The sequence below is a fragment of the Saliphagus sp. GCM10025334 genome (assembly GCF_042663485.1).
In the GTDB taxonomy this organism is placed as follows: Archaea; Halobacteriota; Halobacteria; order Halobacteriales; family Natrialbaceae; genus Natronosalvus.
This window is the reverse complement of the sequence record NZ_JBHTAF010000009.1, coordinates 52,020-66,904: the sequence shown is the minus strand read 5'-3', so window position 1 is coordinate 66,904 and position 14,885 is coordinate 52,020. Positions and strand designations below refer to the sequence as shown.

Here is a 14,885-nt window from a genome sequence, read left to right as displayed (position 1 = left end):
AACCGACCTCTCTGTGCATCTTGGCAGAGATTGAGTCATAGCGTCTATAATCCCACCGAATACTTATTATGGAACGTTATATAGGTTACTGCGCTAACTCTTATTCTGCTCTTAGTAACCCATATGGGGTGAGTAGTTTTATGTAGCATGAGCCTAAAGAGTGCAAGCGTCAACTGAACGCACTGCTCGGCGGATCAAACCGTCACGGAAAATGACCCCTGCGGCCCAACGCAGGGGACGGCGATCGTTGACACAGACCTATAGGCCAACACCATGACCAACGCAACCGACCCACATAACTATACATCCTCTAAAACCGCCACGCGGCAGAGGGTGGAGGGGGTGGAAGTACCCCCTCCCCTACTTATTGGTAATCCGGACGTTGTGACTGGTATGGCTGTCCGTAACCGAGCCATCGACAACTCACTCGAGCGCTCGATCGACGTCGATCTCGCCCACTACGTGCCGACTGTCCCCTCGGGGACGACCGCGCGCGTCACGGTACGCGGCGAGCCCGGCTCGTTCGTCGCCGAACTCGAGCGCAACTATCGCTGGATCGTCGAGGGCGCTGGCTCCTATGCAGAGTTGACCGGCGTCTTCGGCGGCGACGGCGAAGCCGAAAAACCCGAGACCGTTCCCGAGTGGATCGTGCGCGTGCTCGAGGAGTTGTGCGACGTCCGCGAGGTGTCTGTTTACCGATGAAATACGACCGTAGAATCGATTCCCTGCCGATAGGGCGGCAGGAGCACTGCATGGCAGCTGATAGGGCGGCTGCCCGCGCTCGAGGTATAGCGCTTTCATACCCTTGGGAATCAGATGGAGATATCGTCAGACGCTCCGACTAGATTTAAGAGCGGGCGTTGTCAACCTAGCCGATATGCACGGCTAAGGAAAATAGGCGACAGGACACGGGACAAGAGGCCCACGCCCCAGGACGCTCACACCCTGTGGTTGGCGGTCTTTTGTCTTAAGCTTTCCCCCACGACGAGTGTCAACGCTGTCATTCGTTCGGTAGAGGGTGGCCTGTGTCCTGTTTCCGGAGTTTCCTCACTATGACGCAGGCAAGCACGCACCCACGAGCAGTTAGTGCCGTCTCGAGAGTGACGGCTGTTTTCGTACCTACGGTCCACCGAGAGGTGGTTTCATGAGCGATCTCGAGACCGACGAGTTTGACGTGCTTGAGTGTTCGACGTGTACCAAAACGTGGGTTCAAGAGACCGGATGGGTCGGGCAGAGTTCGGTTACGTGCCCGCATTGCGGGACCGAGCGCGTACCGAAGCGGAAGGGGGCACGCACCGCGCGGATAAAGACGATCAACGGCCAACCCATCGAAGGCCGAGAAACTGCCGCCGAGTGGCGTGCCCAGTATGAGGCCAGTGAAGCAGACCTACTGGACGTCTACAAGGATTTCACCGAGGAGAACGGCCAGTACGACCAACAAGAGGCTGACCTTCGGGAGCGCTCCAAAGCGCTGGTCGAATCACTCACCACCCTTTTCGAAGAGCGATTAGATCTCGGTGTCCCAGACTTCGAGCGCTTCGAGGAACTCGTCGACGTCTCGATGGCCGAGGAACGCGAACGCTACGCCGACCTCGTCGATGCGTGGTGTTCCGACCCCGGTGACGAACTCGCGGACCTGGTCTCCCTCGAGGACCCCGACCACGTCCTGTTCGAGAGCGAGATCCGTGACGACCTGGAGGCGTGGGCTTCCCGGCCCGATCGGGGCGACCTCGCCCGTGGTGAGGTGACCCCGACCGACCAGCCGCCCGTCTCGGCGGCCGCCGTCCTTGAGTTGGACGGCGACGCTACGGTCACGGCTGTCTGGGAGTCACTGTTCGAACACGAGCGCGTGCGTACGTTGCTCGCTGAGAGCGTCCGGGAGTTGTTCGTCGGCGCCGACGTCGCGAGTACGTACGAGGCGCTCGAGGATCTCGGGATTCCCTACTGGATTCGCTCCGAGATCGTCAACGCCGCGCGTGGTGACGCGAACGCAGTCGGCCTACTCGCAGGCGAGCTCGTGCCGTCGATCCACGACAGTCCGATGGCGAGTACCAACGACCTGCTCGCGGCCGCCCAACTGTTCGGCGCTGCCGAGGACGCCACCCTGTCGGTTACCGTCGATGAGGCCTGGCTCGAGAGCCGGCGGCGTGACCAGCGCGTCGACGTCTGTCACCTGCTCGCCGTTCTGGCCGACAGTTTCGACGTCCGTGTGGTCGCGAGTGGACTGACCCTTTCGAAGGTCGTCGATTCCCACCGTGTCGACCTCCCAGGTGTTAGTGAGTGGTGCAGTCGTCAGCGTACTCGACGCTCTGGCGATGAGACCGCGAAGGCGATTGCCGCCAACCTCGAGGCCGACTCATTCGAGGTCACGATGCTCCGCGAACTGTACGCCGACCCGAGTGGAATCCTGTCGTACGCGGAGTTGTACGACCTCTATCCGGGCGATAACGACTCGCGTGTTCGCCAGATCGTCGGCCAGTTCGTCGACGACGATCTCGTAAACCGCTTCGGTCCCCAGCGTTCGAAGAAGGTCGAGCTTCGACCCCTCGGTGAACAGGTCCTCGAGACGTTCGAGCGTGAAACCGCCAGACAGCGGTCGATTTCGTCTTTCGTTAATGGCGGCGGTAAACAAGACAGACAGGACCGTGTATGCACCGGAACGGGATTGGGTGGGGGAGAGGACGATCAGGACAGCACCGCCTACTACCGGACCCGATACCTGGGACCGGCGGCGCACGCGGCGGTGGCGGCCTGTGGGGAAAACGGCGGCCTGACGCTTGTACGCGGGGGGATAGAGGACCACGAACGGAAGACCCGATACGTAAGCTACAACGATGAACGCCGGGAGGCGGTTGTAGCCGTGAGAGCGGGCGAACCGCTGCCACTGACGGTGAGCAGTGCACTGGCGTTAGCCAGCGAGGAGTTTGTAGACCGGGTACTGACCCCGTCCCGCCTAGAGTCGATCGACCCCGACCCAGCAATCATCCGCGATGCCCGGTGTATCGGCGCGGCCTCCGATGAAGCCGTCGAGGACGGCCAGACGTTCCGGGACAACCTCATCGAGTGGGGAGACGAGCTCGCTCTCCTCACGACTCAGTACAAGCGAGGCGAGTACGACGACGGCGACTCGTTCCGGTCGGCGATCGTCCGCTCCGCACACGGTCTCTGGGGCACGATCGTCCACATCCTCAAGGCACTGGATATCACGCTCCACCGGGAGATCCGCGTTCCCGAAGGTCTGAAACTCGAGAAACGCGAAGCGTTCGCCGACTCACTGGCTCACGCGGCGGCCATCCAGTCGGTCTATCGAGGCCACTTCGCTGCCTATCGACAGCTCTTCGAGGACCGCGAAGACAAACGTGAATCCTCCTTCACCGCAACCGTCGACGCCGACGACCCGACGGGCTCACTTATCGGTTCGTTCATCCTCCGTGGCCCCGACGTCCACAAACTCGAGGACCTGCTTCGCGACCGCCTCGAGTCACCGAGAGAGGTCCACGAGGACGCTCCCGAGTTCGGCGTCGAGATTCCCGTCCGATCCGAACCCGACCGCGTCTCCTACGCCAACACCCTCCAGCGCGTCCTCTCCCGGAAGAACCTCCGGGCGACCGGCGAGGCCGTCGCGACGACGCACGCTCTCGTCGAGACGCCCCAGGAAGCCGCCCGTGTCCTCCACCGCTCCCTCTCGCCGGAGGCCGATCGCCGCGAGATCCGCCCCGACGAACTCCGGACGGCCTTCGCGAACCTCGAGGCCGACTCCCTGGTCACCGATCTCGGCACCGACGAGCGCCGGACGGACTCGGCGGGCAAGATCGTGAAGGCACTCCTCGAGACCGACGAACCGCTCTCGAAGACAGCGCTCGCCGAGCGGGCTGGCGTCTCCCCGAAGACGGTCTACAACTATCGTGGGGATCTGGAGTCGCTGGGTCTGCTCCTAGTGACCGACGACGGCTACCGGCTGGCGCTCTCGTTCTCGACGAGCGAGGAACGCGCCGACCCTGTCCTTCCGTCGTTCGCGGATGGATCGTTCCTCGAGGCCGTCGACGCGTTACTCATCGAGTCACTGCCACCGGATCGCTACGGCGACCCATCGGACCCGATCGGCGGCGTCCTCTTCTGGCCGCAAGATCCGTGGGCGCTGCTCGATCACGACGAGTACGGCCCGTGGGTCAGACTCGCGGCGAAACTCACGGGTGAATCACCGCCCGATGACGAGGACTCGGACCTGTTAATGGGGCCGGTAAATAAGCAGCAGCCGATCAAAACCGCCATACGGCAGGCCGCTGCGGATTAGTTGAACTCGAAGTCATCTCGGGTGACGTTCACCAGTTCTGGTGATGATTTCCTAGCATCTTTCGACGCTGAGACTGGGGATTTGGACGGTGAGTGATTACGCTTCGAGTATGCTTTTGTAAAATGCAGTAGAATTAACTAATAGATGTACGACGACCTTCCCGACGTATATGAAAAAATCACTGAAAAATTGGCAGATCGCGTCCCTGCGGAGCACCTAATTATACTTAACGCAAAGGACGATTCCAAAGAAGGAGCAGAAATAGTGGCGTCGCCAACGATGAAGTCCAGACCGCCGCACCAATTCAATATCACGTTAGTCCTCGCTCGTAATCTCTACCCTAGACTTCCCACCCTTCCAGATAATCTTCCGTATAGAGAATATCGGTCGGACCAGGCATCAGTCACTTGGATCGAAGAATGGCACAGAGCAATCGGTGCGTTCATGACAATGCTCGAATCACACGGATTTTCGGAAAAACAGTCAAAGAACCACCTCAGCAACGTTCCCCGGATCGAACAGGCCTGGAACACGGTTGAGAATCAAACTAAAGAGGAGCGCCTTGAGGATCTCAAATCATATCTTGAATTATATTCGGGGGACGACATTCGGTTTAAGTATGCCAAAAATTATGGATCTCCAAGCGACGTCAGTGAACTCTCAAAAGAGCAGATGAAACTAGCTGAAGAGCTGTTGATGAATTCTGTTAAAGATCCCGGGGCGTGTTATGAATCGGCGATTACTGCGCTACGTCAGGACTTGGAGAATGAACGATTATCGTACGTTGAGGGTGTATCACTCCCAAAATATGGAGGTATGGCTCAGGCTCATGGGTGGTTTGAGATCGATGGGAATGTTGTCGAACCGACTTGGCCATGGCATCGACCCATTCCTCCAGAACCGGCTGTATACTATGGAAAATCGATCGACCCTCAGACAGCCTCAGATATAATGGCTGAACGCGGGCGATATGGATCGATAGTCTCGTCTTTACACGATGCAGTGTAACAAACTATTATTTTGACCACCAGCCGAATGCATCGCCGATCTCATCTTTGCGCACTTGCCCGTTCTCCTCGAGTTTCTTCAACCGGTACCGGGCCGAGTTCCGATGGCGTTGAGGCCGCTGCGGATTAGTCGGTGTTTCCAGTAAACTCCCAACCCGACCGATCCGACTCGAACGGTCCCTCGGTGGTCAGATGCTTGATTCGCTTTCGAAGCGTCTCCGAATCACGGACGTCAGTGTGCTGGCGATAGAGTCGCTGGAGGGCCTTCAACGAAAACCACGTATCACCACTGGCGACGATCGCCCGTAGAACGGCTTTGTCCCGGTACCCCATCTTCGAGGTCTCGGTGACGTCCCACTCGTCGCCATCGAGTCCATTGACGGCCTCGAGCTTCTCGAGACGGCTCTTCATGTTTCGATTCCTCGCGTCGAGACGGCGGACCTCTCCGACCAGCTCGTCGATCACGCCCAACAGCGTTTCGACCTGTTCGTTCGCGGCTTCCTCCTCGAGTTCTGACAGCCGGGACCGGATTCCCGGCAGAGGACGGCACTCAACCGAGGCACCGCTGGGTTCAGAGTTAGCGGACATTCGGATAGGTCCTACCACGAACACGAATATAAGAATTCGTCTAGCGGGGTGAAAGTAAACAGTAGGTGCGCGTAGAACAGCTAAATCGACCACCAGACGAACGCTCCACCGATCCCGACGGGAGAGACAGATCTGGATCAATCACACGAAATCCGCTTGTGGTTTCGTAACTTCCGATCGGGGTCCTTCCCGTAGATCCATCGGCCGCAATCCTCGCATTGACGTGTCCTATCTTCGTTCCCGATGTACTCGCCATCTTCGATATACGACCCATCCACGATCACGCCTGAACTCCCTGCCAAATTCATACTCCCTGGTTCGAGATCGGCCCGGTAGTAAACACCGCGAGCACCCTTTTCAAGGAATCCATCGCCAACGAGCTTCTTGAGTTTCTTCGGCGTGTTGATCGACGAGACATCGCCAAACCTTCTTGCGACTTCTTTCGTCCGAAGCACCGGGACGTCTACCTGAATGAAAATGTCTCGAATGTCCTCGAGGGTCCCCTTTCGTCTATCCTCGGCGTGACGTTCGAAGTGACAAGAATCGCAAAGCGTGAGCAGATTTTCGAACTCGTTGCTCCCGCCTTCGTCCAATGGGCGGATGTGATGAACATGAAGTGAATCGGCGTCTGAGTCACCAATCCCGCAGTCCTGACACTCCCTGCCGTCACGGTCAAGGATGTCTTCGCGAACCTTCCGCCATTCAGTAGCAGAAAGCCTATTCGACATTTTCAAATCACCTACGAGTACTCCAGATAAACTCCTGGCCAATCTGCTCTTTCGAAAGCCGACCGTTCTTCTCGAGTCGGTCCAACTGGTTCCGAGCGGTGTTTCGGTGGCATCCAACCTGTTCAGCTACTTCGCCCGTTGTGACGGGTTCCTCACGGCGAACAACACGAACGAATTGAGAGGCTTTATATTTCCGACCGAAATCATCGGCCGTCGAATCGTCACGAGTCACGGATGGGTCTACGGACGCCGGGTATATAGTTACTGTGCAGGTGCACAGTAGAAAGAACTAAGACCCCACAGAAGAATGAACTATCCATACGAGCCACTCGACGGTGAAATCACGCCGTAGAAAGCGCAACGATAGGGCGTTGCGCGGGTCGGTTCGTATACCCTTGGGAATTCAGGTAAATGAACCATGCGAGATTATAACGCCAACCCCCTTAAACTAGCGGGGAACGAAACACAAGCAGAGAACGGTGTCCGCCGGTACGGCCGCTCGGACACTGAAGGAGTCCACATCGACGTCGAGTTTTCAGCGCGCACGTCACGCACGCTCGAGACGCCGCTCTCCGAGGTGGCGGACCGATGAGCGTCCACGCGTACGTGCCCGAGTCGGAGTACAACCTCGAGGCCGACACCCACGATCGCGTGCTCGAGCTCGCAGGTGAGGACCCGGTCCGGTTCATCGACATGGACGAACCGGACACGGCGCTCGCACTCATCCGGGGAATCAACTCCCTCGAGCGCCTGGCCGGCTGGAGACTCGCGAACCAGTCGTTTTTCGAGCCGCCGAAGCGACCGATCACCGACGCCCTGGATGCCCGCGAAGCCGAACTCACGGGCGAATCGACAGAACCAACGGCCGACGAGGCCGACGACCAACCGGACGAGTCGGACCCAGAACCTTCGTCAGAGGCACTCCCCGACTCGGACACCTCTCCTGTCCATCCGGACTCGCGCCTCGAGGCCGACGAGGTCCTGGTGATCGAACGCGGTGACCGAATGGAGTACGTCACGCCCGCGAGCGCTGACGCCGACGCGCCCTACGTCTCCCGGACGCTCGACGAGAACGGTGAGGTCTGGAACGAGAACGACGACCTTCGGAACGACGATCTCCTGCGTCGACTCAACGGCGAGCACGAACGGACGACGACCGACGAGGTTCCAGCGGCACTCGGGGGTGGACGATGAACCCTGCCGACTATCCCGGACGCGGCGACCTCCCGGACGCCCTCGCGTTCGTGAAGCCGAACCGAGCACGGTTCTGGATTCATCTCGAGAGCTGCGACGAGCCCCAGACGGCTGGCGAACTCGTGTCGGCCCTGGAGTGGTCGAGCGCCACGATCTACCGGATGCTCGAGGACCTCTCGGAACACGGCCTCGTCGAGACGGCGATGAAGCTCACCGACGCCGGCCCGATGGATGCCTACCAGACGGCCATGCCCGAGAAACGGCCGGTGTGGGACCGACCGACGGCCGAAGGGGTGGTTCGATGACCATCTTCGACGACCACTCGGACGAGATTCTCGCGTACGTGCGTCGACGCAAGCGTAACGGCCAGTCGTTCGTGACGACCACGCAGGTCAAACACGACCTCGGCATCGACGGCCACATCGCCGGCCGCGTGCTGGCACGTCTCGAAGACCAGGGCCACCTCGATCGCTGGGGCGGCTCGTCGTGTGCAACCTACCGGATCACGACCGAGGCGAAACCGCTCGCGACCGATGGCGGCGAAGACGAACACCCGCTCGAGGAACTCCTCACGAACGCCGACGAGGAACTCGAACTCGAGGACGTCACGATCGACACGGAGCAGTTCCACGCCGATCTCGTCCAGGTGGCCCAGGCCGCCGAGTCGATCGAGACGCTCGCGACGGACCTGCGAGCGCTGCGCCGAAGCGGCCTGACCGACGAGGACGTGGTCGCGCTACTCTACGGTCGCAACGCGAGTCTCAACAAATCCACCATCGAGACGGCACTCGAGACCATCGACGAGACGATTACCGACCTTGAGAGCGGAAAGCGCAAACCGAAACACGACCTCCTGGTCCGGCTCGTCTACGACCTATCGGGCCTGGGAAAACAGGAGACCGAGACGGTCGTCGACGAACTCGAGGCGTTAGTCGAGCGCTATGGGTACGACGACCTCCAGAACGGGGGAGAGGGACAGTGACCGACACCCTCACCGTCGTGGACCTCTTCGCAGGCGCGGGCGGGATCTCGACGGGCGCCGTCGACGCCGCGAAGAACCTCGGCTACACACCCGGCCAGGACTTCCATCTGACGGCGATCAACCACAACGAGCACGCGATAGCGACCCACGAGAAAAACCACCCGTGGGCCGACCACTATCATGCAAAGGTCGAGGCGATCTTCCCGCCGGACGTCGCCGAACCCGGGACGGTCGACCTACTGACGGCTGGGCCGTCGTGTACGCATTTCTCGAACGCGAGAGGCGGCAAGCCCGTGAAAGAACAGGAACGGGCGTCGCCGTGGCACGTCCTCCGGTGGGTCGAACTCCTGCGACCGAATCACCTGCTCATCGAGAACGTCGGCGAGCTCCGGTCGTGGGGACCGGTCGAAGACGACGGGACACCATCGCGCGACGGCTCGATCTTCGTGCGCTGGGTCGAGATGCTTCAGGCACTGGGCTACACCGTCGTCCGTGACGACAAAGATCGGTATGGGGTCAAACTTCGAGCCGCTGACTACGGCGACCCGACGACCCGACAGCGGCTGTTCGTGATCGCCTCGAGAACGAACCGACCGACACCCCCGCAACCCACCCACTCGAGCGACCCGACCGACGACCTCGAGGACTGGGTGCCGGCCAGTGAGATCATCGACTGGAGCGACCGTGGCGAGTCGATGTTCACGCGCTCGAAGGCGCTCGCGAGCAAGACGATGGACCGTATCGCGAAGGGCATCCGTGACTACTGCGACGACCGACTGGCGCCCTACGCGGCGGCACTCGAGCGAATGGATGAGTCGGATATCTACGCACTCCAGGACGACGTCGTCCCCGTTGAAGAGATCGAGACGGCGATCGACGAGCGGACGGAACCGTTTCTGGTTCGTGGCGAGGTCGCCGTCGACGACACAGCGTCGACGCCGATGGTGATGGGCCAGCACAGCGGGGCCTACCCACGAGATGCGGACACAGAACCGGTGTCGACCATCACGACACGCGGCGCTATCCACTTCATCGAAGCGCAGGCGTTCGTCCTGCCACGGAACGGATCCGCTCGAGGCAAGCACTCGAACCCGGCCTACAACCCCGACGAGAGGCCGTTCCACACGGTGACGGCCCGGAATCACGACGGTCGGCTGTTCTCGCCGTTTCTGGTACAGTATAACGGCACGCCAGAGCACTCAGTGAAGTCGATCGACGACCCGCTCCCGACGCTCACCAAACGCGCCCGGTACGCGCTGGCCGATCCGGCGGTCTACCCGTTCGGTATCGATCTCCGGTACCGGATGCTCGACCCACCGGAGACCAAACAAGCGCAGGGCTTCCCGGCGGACTACGAGATCACGGGCGACGCGAAGAAAGACCGACGCGCACAGATCGGGAACGCCGTCCCGGTCGGGATGGCGCGAGCGCTCTGTGAGCACATCCTCGCGACGGAGGCGCCGACGCTGTCGACCTACGGCGCCGGGTTCCCCGACGACGCCGACGTGGAGATCCCGGCGTACGAGGAGGTGGTCTCGGATGACTAAGACGAAAGGCTCGGTCTGGCACTGCTCGAACTGCCCGAGAACCGTCTCGAGACGCCAGTACGGCGAGACGTGTCCCGACTGCGGTCTTCCGGAGGAACGGCCATGAGCACCGAGACTCCGACGGTCTACGGCGCGGAACCCACCGGAAACCGCTGTCTCAACTGCGGAACGCGCGTCCTCGAGGGGACGGTCGGCGTCTACGGCGACAACGATGGGAACCTCCACGCGTGCCCGGAGTGCTCGACGTACCGCCACCTCAAACAGGGCGCTGGCTGGAATCCCGACTACGAACCGGTGGTGAACGGCCAATGATCGTGTGCGAGCACCATCAGCGCCCGGAGTGCCTCGAGATCGTCGACTCGAAACTCGAGCCCGACGGCGACGACGTCTTCGTCGAAGAGCACTACGAGTGCCGCCTCGAGGGCCTCGAAGGGTCGTACTCCTACTGTCGAGGGATCGAGTCGGTTCGCGGCGCCATCGTCGCGACGGGAGAGTTCCCGCGCACGATCCGCCGAGCAAAAGTCGAGGGGATTCGCCGATGAGACGCGTAATCGACGGCGGCGTTCGCTACGACTGGCAACTCGCTGTGATCGGATCGGACGTCGTCGCCTCGGTCCACTACCCCGGCGGCCCGTCGATCACCTACTCCACGGAGAAACTCCCGAACAAGAAGCGCGACCCCAGCGAGTTCGGGTTGCTCCCGATCGAGGTCGTCCAGCGGTATCACCGCAAATCGCAGACGGACACGCCGATGGGCGTTATCGTCCGGAAGGTCCAGGCGGCCGTCCACGACGACGCCAGCGAGGTGCCGGCATGACCGACGACCACCCGGAGGCCACTCACGAGGAAGTCGAACAGGCGATCGAACAACTGGAGGAGACCGAAGACGATGCACGATAGAACCCCACTCGACGATCTGGACCGCGAACTGTGCGAACGAACACTCACCGAGCTGGCCGCGCGCCGACTCACGATCGAGGAGATCGGCGAGTTTACTGGCGAAGGTGAGCGCCACGTCGAGCGCGCGTTGAACCAGTACGACCTCGAGGCGACGGGCTACCGGCCGCCGTCGGGGACGGTGGCGGCGGACCTGCTCTCGAGTAGTTCTGAGGAGGAAAGCGACGAGCCGACGACCCAGCGGACGACTCTCGAGAAATTTGCAGGTGGTTCGGCATGAACGATACTGACCGCGCGCCGACCGTGTTCCTTCCCGATGGAACGCCGGTCAAAGTGAGGCTCGTCGGTGCGAAGTGCCAGGGAGACGTATCGGGAGAAGGCCACTACGGCTACACGCCGGCGGACCTGGACGGCGAAGACCCGACGGTCTACTTCGAGGAGGTCGATCACGATGTCGAGTGACGGACTTCAGCACGTCCTCGAGTGCGTCCACAAACGCACTGAGCCAGAGCCTGATGGCATTCAGGACGCAGAGTCGAACATCTGGACTGGACGTCGTCGAATGAAATCAGACGGCAGTTCGTCACGATCTCCGCTGGATCGAGGCGATGTCAATCAAGTCATTGACCAGCTCGTCGAACAGGATGAGGTTTTCGAGTGGTTTGGTCTACTCGCTCCTTGCACGGAGGAGTACCTTCAAGCAATCCTCGAGAACGAAGCGAAAGCGGACCTCTCCCGCCAGATTCTGGTCTCAAAAGTAAACAAGAAGCTCAAGGAGTTGAATTCAAATGAGCGATAAATCTGAAAGTGTAGATAATAAAAACGCTGTGTGCAGCAGCGTTAGAGAGCGAATCCAGCGAGTCAAAGACGCATACGACGCACAACGCCGTCAACTCGAATCGGGCGGGGAAGAAGTACCGTGCGACCTGTGTAAAGTCGTCTCCGCAGACCACTTCGAGACAGTCCAAAACGAGGAGACTGGCGAAAAGATGGACGTGCATCTCTGCGAAGGGTGCCACCAGAAGACGAACGATTATGCCGCTGGAAAAGACGTTGATTTCGCGCCAGAATTACGTCTTCGAAAACGACACACAGAGACGGGAACTGATGGAGGGAAGGACGATGAGTGAGCAGTCGTCGGAGGGAATGGAGCGGAACGGGAACGAGGTATACGAACTCGAGAATGGCGAGGAGTTAGTCGTCTACTCGAGGGTGTGTACCTGTGGGGATGCGTTCAAGACAGTCAACGAAACCCGAAAACGGTGCCTATGGTGTAAGGCAGAGGCACGAATGCGAGGTGAGGCGTAGATGACCGGTGTTGACCGAAACGGCCGACCGATCCATGAGTGTCCCGAGTGCGAGGAGATCGCGCTGTGGGAGGGGCCTGATGCCGGGTACTGGATGTGCGATGAATGCGGCCGTCGCTACTCCGGCTCGCTCGAGAACCTCACGCTCATGGAGTTGTACACCGACGGCGGCACTCCCCCGAGCGGAATGGAGCGCGAAGACTACCGCTGTGCGGACTGCTCGGAGAAGTATCACACCGAACTCGGTGCGACCGGACACGCGGCTGCACAGGGGCACCGAGTGGCGAATATCCGGACCGGAGAGGTGCTGAAATGAGCGGGACTGAGCGGTGTGTGATTATCGGGTGCGACGAAGACGCGGCTGTCGATACCCATTTCGGCCCGATGTGTGAGCCTGACGCCAGTGACATTTCAGACCGCTTCATCGAAGACCCACCAGAGCCTCCTGAGTGCCCTGTCTGTGGGGAATCCGGCGACGTGAGGGAAGCGCCAGATGCCGGTTACTGGACTTGCTTCGAGTGCGGTGAGCGAGGGTCTGGATCGGCTGACGACGTGAACTGGTGGAGGAACGACCCGGAATCACTCTGGTATGTAGAGTCGGACGGAGGCCGCGATGAGTGAGCCCGGTATTGAGCGGAACGGGAACGAGGTATACGAACTCGAGAACGGTGAGGAGTTGGTCGTCTACTCGAGGGTGTGTATCTGTGGAGACGGGTTCAAGACAGTCAACGAAACCCGAAAACGGTGCCTGTGGTGCAAGGCAGGGGCACGAATGCGAGGTGAGGCGTAGATGACCGATATTGAACGTTGGAAGGTGACGAACGAGGAGGGATTCATCCCGCCAGTCAGTTACTACGAGTCCGACCGGGTTGCAGCACGCGCCGAAGCAATGCCGGGCATGACGGTGACGATCGTCGGAGGTGTGGTCGATGACGAGTGACGATACTGAACGACCAGAGCCACGAGAGGCTCACTGTCAGTGCTGTGGTGGATACGCCGGGATGGGGGGGCCTGATCCAGAGTTCTGTGCTACTTGCCGTGAGGCGGGTGAGCACCTCGATCAGAAGGACGATGCTGAGCGTTCGGCAGAATTAGTGGCTGTGGAGTGCCCCGGCAACTGTGGCTTCACGGCAGCAATCTCACGCGGCACGCTCTCGATGGCAACGTGTCCAGGATGCAACAGTGAGCTGAAGATAGACGCGCAGAAGTGGGCTCATCGTTGCCCCGAGACGGCTGCCGATGTGGTGGTCGAGTCTCGTGGTAATGAGTGCCCCTACTGCGGTCGGAGGGGGTCGGCGTGAGCTCGAAGCCAGAGGTCGGCCTGAGTGACGAAGATCGGCAGAAAATGAAGGCCGCTGCCATCTCAGGAAACCCCGACGAACTCCTCCCTGACGGCGAGTACACGACGCCGGTCAGAGCGCCGAGTTCTGACACAACCGAAGAGAAACGGAAGTACCCCGACGCCAACGAGTCCACGGCAACGCGGGAGAAAGCACTCAACGCGGCCGAGTACGAGCGATTACTCATCGGCGCGTCCCGGCTCGGTGGCGACGAAGGGCTGGAGACATGGGCCGCTATCGTCATGCTTGGCCGACTCGGACTTCGCGGCGGCGAGTTGACACACTTCGATGCCTCGTGGGTGGACTACTACGAGGGTGTCATCGAAATCCCCGGCCACGACCCGTGCACATCGGGTCGGGGCGGTGACGTGTGTGGGAAGTGCAAGCAGGCGATTCGACAGCGGCAGGATAACGGCGACGACCGGTCGGTCGAGGAGATCGCGGAACAGTACTGGATGCCGAAGACCGCTGCGGCTGTTCGCTCGATCCCGTACGAGTGGTCGGCACGAACGCAAGAAGCCGTCGCTACACTCGTCGAACTCCACGGCGAGTGGCCGTACTCGTTCAGTACACTCCAGCGCCGCATCCGGGACGCGATGGAAGCCGCACCGTCGCTGGCCGAGGACGCAACGTCGACGCATGGACTTCGGGCGACCGCGGCGTCGTATCACGCCGGGAACGGCCTGGACAAAGAGGCACTCAAACAGATGATGGGCTGGACTGACGACAAGACTCCGACGAAGTACCTCCAGATAAATGGCCAGATGACTCGCCGCGCTCTCGCGGAGGTGTATCGCTGATGGACCGTAGGCGAACCTCTACTGGATCGCTCCAACAGACGACACTCAACCCGGAATTAGACAAGGTTGAGTTGGAGGCTTGGGTCCCGCCGATAGAGTGTGGGGGTTGTGGCGGACGAGTGGACACGTTCCTCCGATACAATCGAAACACCAAGGCTCGCTGCTCGGAGTGCGGTTCCGAATGGGAGTTTGTTTCTTGCC

At 60.5% G+C, this 14,885-nt stretch carries 21 protein-coding genes; 18 read left to right on the top strand and 3 right to left on the bottom strand.

Going from position 1 to position 14,885, the window contains the following annotated elements:
* Nucleotides 1–393 precede the first annotated feature (393 nt).
* From ACFQO4_RS21115 to ACFQO4_RS21105, 3 genes are all read left to right on the top strand, one after another.
* The gene (locus ACFQO4_RS21115; RefSeq protein WP_500262712.1) at nucleotides 394–702 is read left to right on the top strand and encodes a hypothetical protein; all 309 of its coding nucleotides are present in this window, start codon (nucleotides 394–396) and stop codon (nucleotides 700–702) included.
* Nucleotides 703–1,144: 442 nt separating this feature from the next.
* A complete protein-coding gene (locus ACFQO4_RS21110; RefSeq protein WP_500262711.1) occupies nucleotides 1,145–4,294 on the top strand; it encodes a helix-turn-helix domain-containing protein in 3,150 nt (1,049 codons plus the stop codon).
* 144 nt (nucleotides 4,295–4,438) lie between these two features.
* Complete coding sequence (locus ACFQO4_RS21105) at nucleotides 4,439–5,302, top strand: hypothetical protein (RefSeq protein ID WP_500262710.1); 864 nt, start codon at nucleotides 4,439–4,441, stop codon at nucleotides 5,300–5,302.
* Nucleotides 5,303–5,427: 125 nt separating this feature from the next.
* Here the strand turns inward: ACFQO4_RS21105 and ACFQO4_RS21100 are convergent, their stop codons facing one another.
* The 3 genes from ACFQO4_RS21100 to ACFQO4_RS21090 all read right to left on the bottom strand — a co-directional run bounded on the left by ACFQO4_RS21100 (nucleotide 5,428) and on the right by ACFQO4_RS21090 (nucleotide 6,849).
* A complete protein-coding gene (locus ACFQO4_RS21100) occupies nucleotides 5,428–5,889 on the bottom strand; it encodes a hypothetical protein (RefSeq protein WP_500262709.1) in 462 nt (153 codons plus the stop codon).
* A gap of 137 nt (nucleotides 5,890–6,026) precedes the next feature.
* Nucleotides 6,027–6,617 carry an HNH endonuclease gene (locus ACFQO4_RS21095; protein WP_500262708.1) on the bottom strand — a complete coding sequence of 197 codons (591 nt, stop codon included), beginning with the start codon at nucleotides 6,615–6,617 and terminating at the stop codon, nucleotides 6,027–6,029.
* Between the two features lie 7 nt (nucleotides 6,618–6,624).
* Nucleotides 6,625–6,849, bottom strand: a complete 225-nt coding sequence (locus tag ACFQO4_RS21090) for a helix-turn-helix domain-containing protein (protein ID WP_500262707.1) — start codon at nucleotides 6,847–6,849, stop codon at nucleotides 6,625–6,627.
* Between the two features lie 356 nt (nucleotides 6,850–7,205).
* Between ACFQO4_RS21090 and ACFQO4_RS21085 the strand changes: the two genes are divergently transcribed.
* The 15 genes from ACFQO4_RS21085 (at nucleotide 7,206) to ACFQO4_RS21015 (ending at nucleotide 14,684) form a co-directional block, all read left to right on the top strand.
* Nucleotides 7,206–7,811, top strand: coding sequence for a hypothetical protein (locus ACFQO4_RS21085; protein WP_500262706.1), 606 nt, complete (start codon nucleotides 7,206–7,208; stop codon nucleotides 7,809–7,811).
* Nucleotides 7,808–8,116 carry a helix-turn-helix domain-containing protein gene (locus ACFQO4_RS21080; protein WP_500262705.1) on the top strand — a complete coding sequence of 103 codons (309 nt, stop codon included), beginning with the start codon at nucleotides 7,808–7,810 and terminating at the stop codon, nucleotides 8,114–8,116. Before ACFQO4_RS21085 ends, ACFQO4_RS21080 begins: the two co-directional genes overlap by 4 nt.
* Nucleotides 8,113–8,793, top strand: a complete 681-nt coding sequence (locus ACFQO4_RS21075) for a hypothetical protein (protein ID WP_500262704.1) — start codon at nucleotides 8,113–8,115, stop codon at nucleotides 8,791–8,793. The genes ACFQO4_RS21080 and ACFQO4_RS21075 overlap by 4 nt, the downstream gene beginning before the upstream one ends.
* On the top strand, nucleotides 8,790–10,340 hold the full coding sequence (locus ACFQO4_RS21070) for a DNA cytosine methyltransferase (RefSeq protein WP_500262703.1): 1,551 nt from the start codon (nucleotides 8,790–8,792) through the stop codon (nucleotides 10,338–10,340). Before ACFQO4_RS21075 ends, ACFQO4_RS21070 begins: the two co-directional genes overlap by 4 nt.
* Before the next feature lie 102 nt (nucleotides 10,341–10,442).
* Entirely contained in the window at nucleotides 10,443–10,652 is a 210-nt protein-coding gene (locus ACFQO4_RS21065) for a DUF7563 family protein (protein WP_500262702.1), read from the top strand.
* Nucleotides 10,649–10,882, top strand: a complete 234-nt coding sequence (locus tag ACFQO4_RS21060; RefSeq protein WP_500262701.1) for a hypothetical protein — start codon at nucleotides 10,649–10,651, stop codon at nucleotides 10,880–10,882. The genes ACFQO4_RS21065 and ACFQO4_RS21060 overlap by 4 nt, the downstream gene beginning before the upstream one ends.
* The gene (locus ACFQO4_RS21055) at nucleotides 10,879–11,157 is read left to right on the top strand and encodes a hypothetical protein (protein ID WP_500262700.1); all 279 of its coding nucleotides are present in this window, start codon (nucleotides 10,879–10,881) and stop codon (nucleotides 11,155–11,157) included. Before ACFQO4_RS21060 ends, ACFQO4_RS21055 begins: the two co-directional genes overlap by 4 nt.
* A 72-nt stretch (nucleotides 11,158–11,229) precedes the next feature.
* Nucleotides 11,230–11,517 carry a hypothetical protein gene (locus ACFQO4_RS21050; protein ID WP_500262699.1) on the top strand — a complete coding sequence of 96 codons (288 nt, stop codon included), beginning with the start codon at nucleotides 11,230–11,232 and terminating at the stop codon, nucleotides 11,515–11,517.
* A complete protein-coding gene (locus ACFQO4_RS21045) occupies nucleotides 11,514–11,699 on the top strand; it encodes a hypothetical protein (protein ID WP_500262698.1) in 186 nt (61 codons plus the stop codon). The genes ACFQO4_RS21050 and ACFQO4_RS21045 overlap by 4 nt, the downstream gene beginning before the upstream one ends.
* A complete protein-coding gene (locus tag ACFQO4_RS21040) occupies nucleotides 11,689–12,036 on the top strand; it encodes a hypothetical protein (protein WP_500262697.1) in 348 nt (115 codons plus the stop codon). The genes ACFQO4_RS21045 and ACFQO4_RS21040 overlap by 11 nt, the downstream gene beginning before the upstream one ends.
* Nucleotides 12,026–12,367 carry a hypothetical protein gene (locus ACFQO4_RS21035; RefSeq protein ID WP_500262696.1) on the top strand — a complete coding sequence of 114 codons (342 nt, stop codon included), beginning with the start codon at nucleotides 12,026–12,028 and terminating at the stop codon, nucleotides 12,365–12,367. Before ACFQO4_RS21040 ends, ACFQO4_RS21035 begins: the two co-directional genes overlap by 11 nt.
* A gap of 178 nt (nucleotides 12,368–12,545) precedes the next feature.
* Nucleotides 12,546–12,860: a hypothetical protein gene (locus ACFQO4_RS21030; protein WP_500262695.1), complete on the top strand. Its 315-nt coding sequence runs from the start codon at nucleotides 12,546–12,548 to the stop codon at nucleotides 12,858–12,860.
* The gene (locus ACFQO4_RS21025; protein ID WP_500262694.1) at nucleotides 12,857–13,165 is read left to right on the top strand and encodes a hypothetical protein; all 309 of its coding nucleotides are present in this window, start codon (nucleotides 12,857–12,859) and stop codon (nucleotides 13,163–13,165) included. The genes ACFQO4_RS21030 and ACFQO4_RS21025 overlap by 4 nt, the downstream gene beginning before the upstream one ends.
* 169 nt (nucleotides 13,166–13,334) lie before the next feature.
* The gene (locus ACFQO4_RS21020; RefSeq protein ID WP_500262693.1) at nucleotides 13,335–13,484 is read left to right on the top strand and encodes a hypothetical protein; all 150 of its coding nucleotides are present in this window, start codon (nucleotides 13,335–13,337) and stop codon (nucleotides 13,482–13,484) included.
* Between the two features lie 357 nt (nucleotides 13,485–13,841).
* Nucleotides 13,842–14,684, top strand: coding sequence for a site-specific integrase (locus tag ACFQO4_RS21015; protein WP_500262692.1), 843 nt, complete (start codon nucleotides 13,842–13,844; stop codon nucleotides 14,682–14,684).
* Nucleotides 14,685–14,885: the final 201 nt, after the last annotated feature.

Coding starts and splice junctions, on each gene's coding strand:
- ACFQO4_RS21115 (WP_500262712.1), top strand. CDS start 394: ATGGCTGTCCGTAACCGAGCCATCGACAACTCACTCGAGCGCTCGATC.
- ACFQO4_RS21110 (WP_500262711.1), top strand. CDS start 1,145: ATGAGCGATCTCGAGACCGACGAGTTTGACGTGCTTGAGTGTTCGACG.
- ACFQO4_RS21105 (WP_500262710.1), top strand. CDS start 4,439: ATGTACGACGACCTTCCCGACGTATATGAAAAAATCACTGAAAAATTG.
- ACFQO4_RS21100 (WP_500262709.1), bottom strand. CDS start 5,889: ATGTCCGCTAACTCTGAACCCAGCGGTGCCTCGGTTGAGTGCCGTCCT.
- ACFQO4_RS21095 (WP_500262708.1), bottom strand. CDS start 6,617: ATGTCGAATAGGCTTTCTGCTACTGAATGGCGGAAGGTTCGCGAAGAC.
- ACFQO4_RS21085 (WP_500262706.1), top strand. CDS start 7,206: ATGAGCGTCCACGCGTACGTGCCCGAGTCGGAGTACAACCTCGAGGCC.
- ACFQO4_RS21080 (WP_500262705.1), top strand. CDS start 7,808: ATGAACCCTGCCGACTATCCCGGACGCGGCGACCTCCCGGACGCCCTC.
- ACFQO4_RS21075 (WP_500262704.1), top strand. CDS start 8,113: ATGACCATCTTCGACGACCACTCGGACGAGATTCTCGCGTACGTGCGT.
- ACFQO4_RS21065 (WP_500262702.1), top strand. CDS start 10,443: ATGAGCACCGAGACTCCGACGGTCTACGGCGCGGAACCCACCGGAAAC.
- ACFQO4_RS21060 (WP_500262701.1), top strand. CDS start 10,649: ATGATCGTGTGCGAGCACCATCAGCGCCCGGAGTGCCTCGAGATCGTC.
- ACFQO4_RS21055 (WP_500262700.1), top strand. CDS start 10,879: ATGAGACGCGTAATCGACGGCGGCGTTCGCTACGACTGGCAACTCGCT.
- ACFQO4_RS21050 (WP_500262699.1), top strand. CDS start 11,230: ATGCACGATAGAACCCCACTCGACGATCTGGACCGCGAACTGTGCGAA.
- ACFQO4_RS21045 (WP_500262698.1), top strand. CDS start 11,514: ATGAACGATACTGACCGCGCGCCGACCGTGTTCCTTCCCGATGGAACG.
- ACFQO4_RS21040 (WP_500262697.1), top strand. CDS start 11,689: ATGTCGAGTGACGGACTTCAGCACGTCCTCGAGTGCGTCCACAAACGC.
- ACFQO4_RS21035 (WP_500262696.1), top strand. CDS start 12,026: ATGAGCGATAAATCTGAAAGTGTAGATAATAAAAACGCTGTGTGCAGC.
- ACFQO4_RS21030 (WP_500262695.1), top strand. CDS start 12,546: ATGACCGGTGTTGACCGAAACGGCCGACCGATCCATGAGTGTCCCGAG.
- ACFQO4_RS21025 (WP_500262694.1), top strand. CDS start 12,857: ATGAGCGGGACTGAGCGGTGTGTGATTATCGGGTGCGACGAAGACGCG.
- ACFQO4_RS21020 (WP_500262693.1), top strand. CDS start 13,335: ATGACCGATATTGAACGTTGGAAGGTGACGAACGAGGAGGGATTCATC.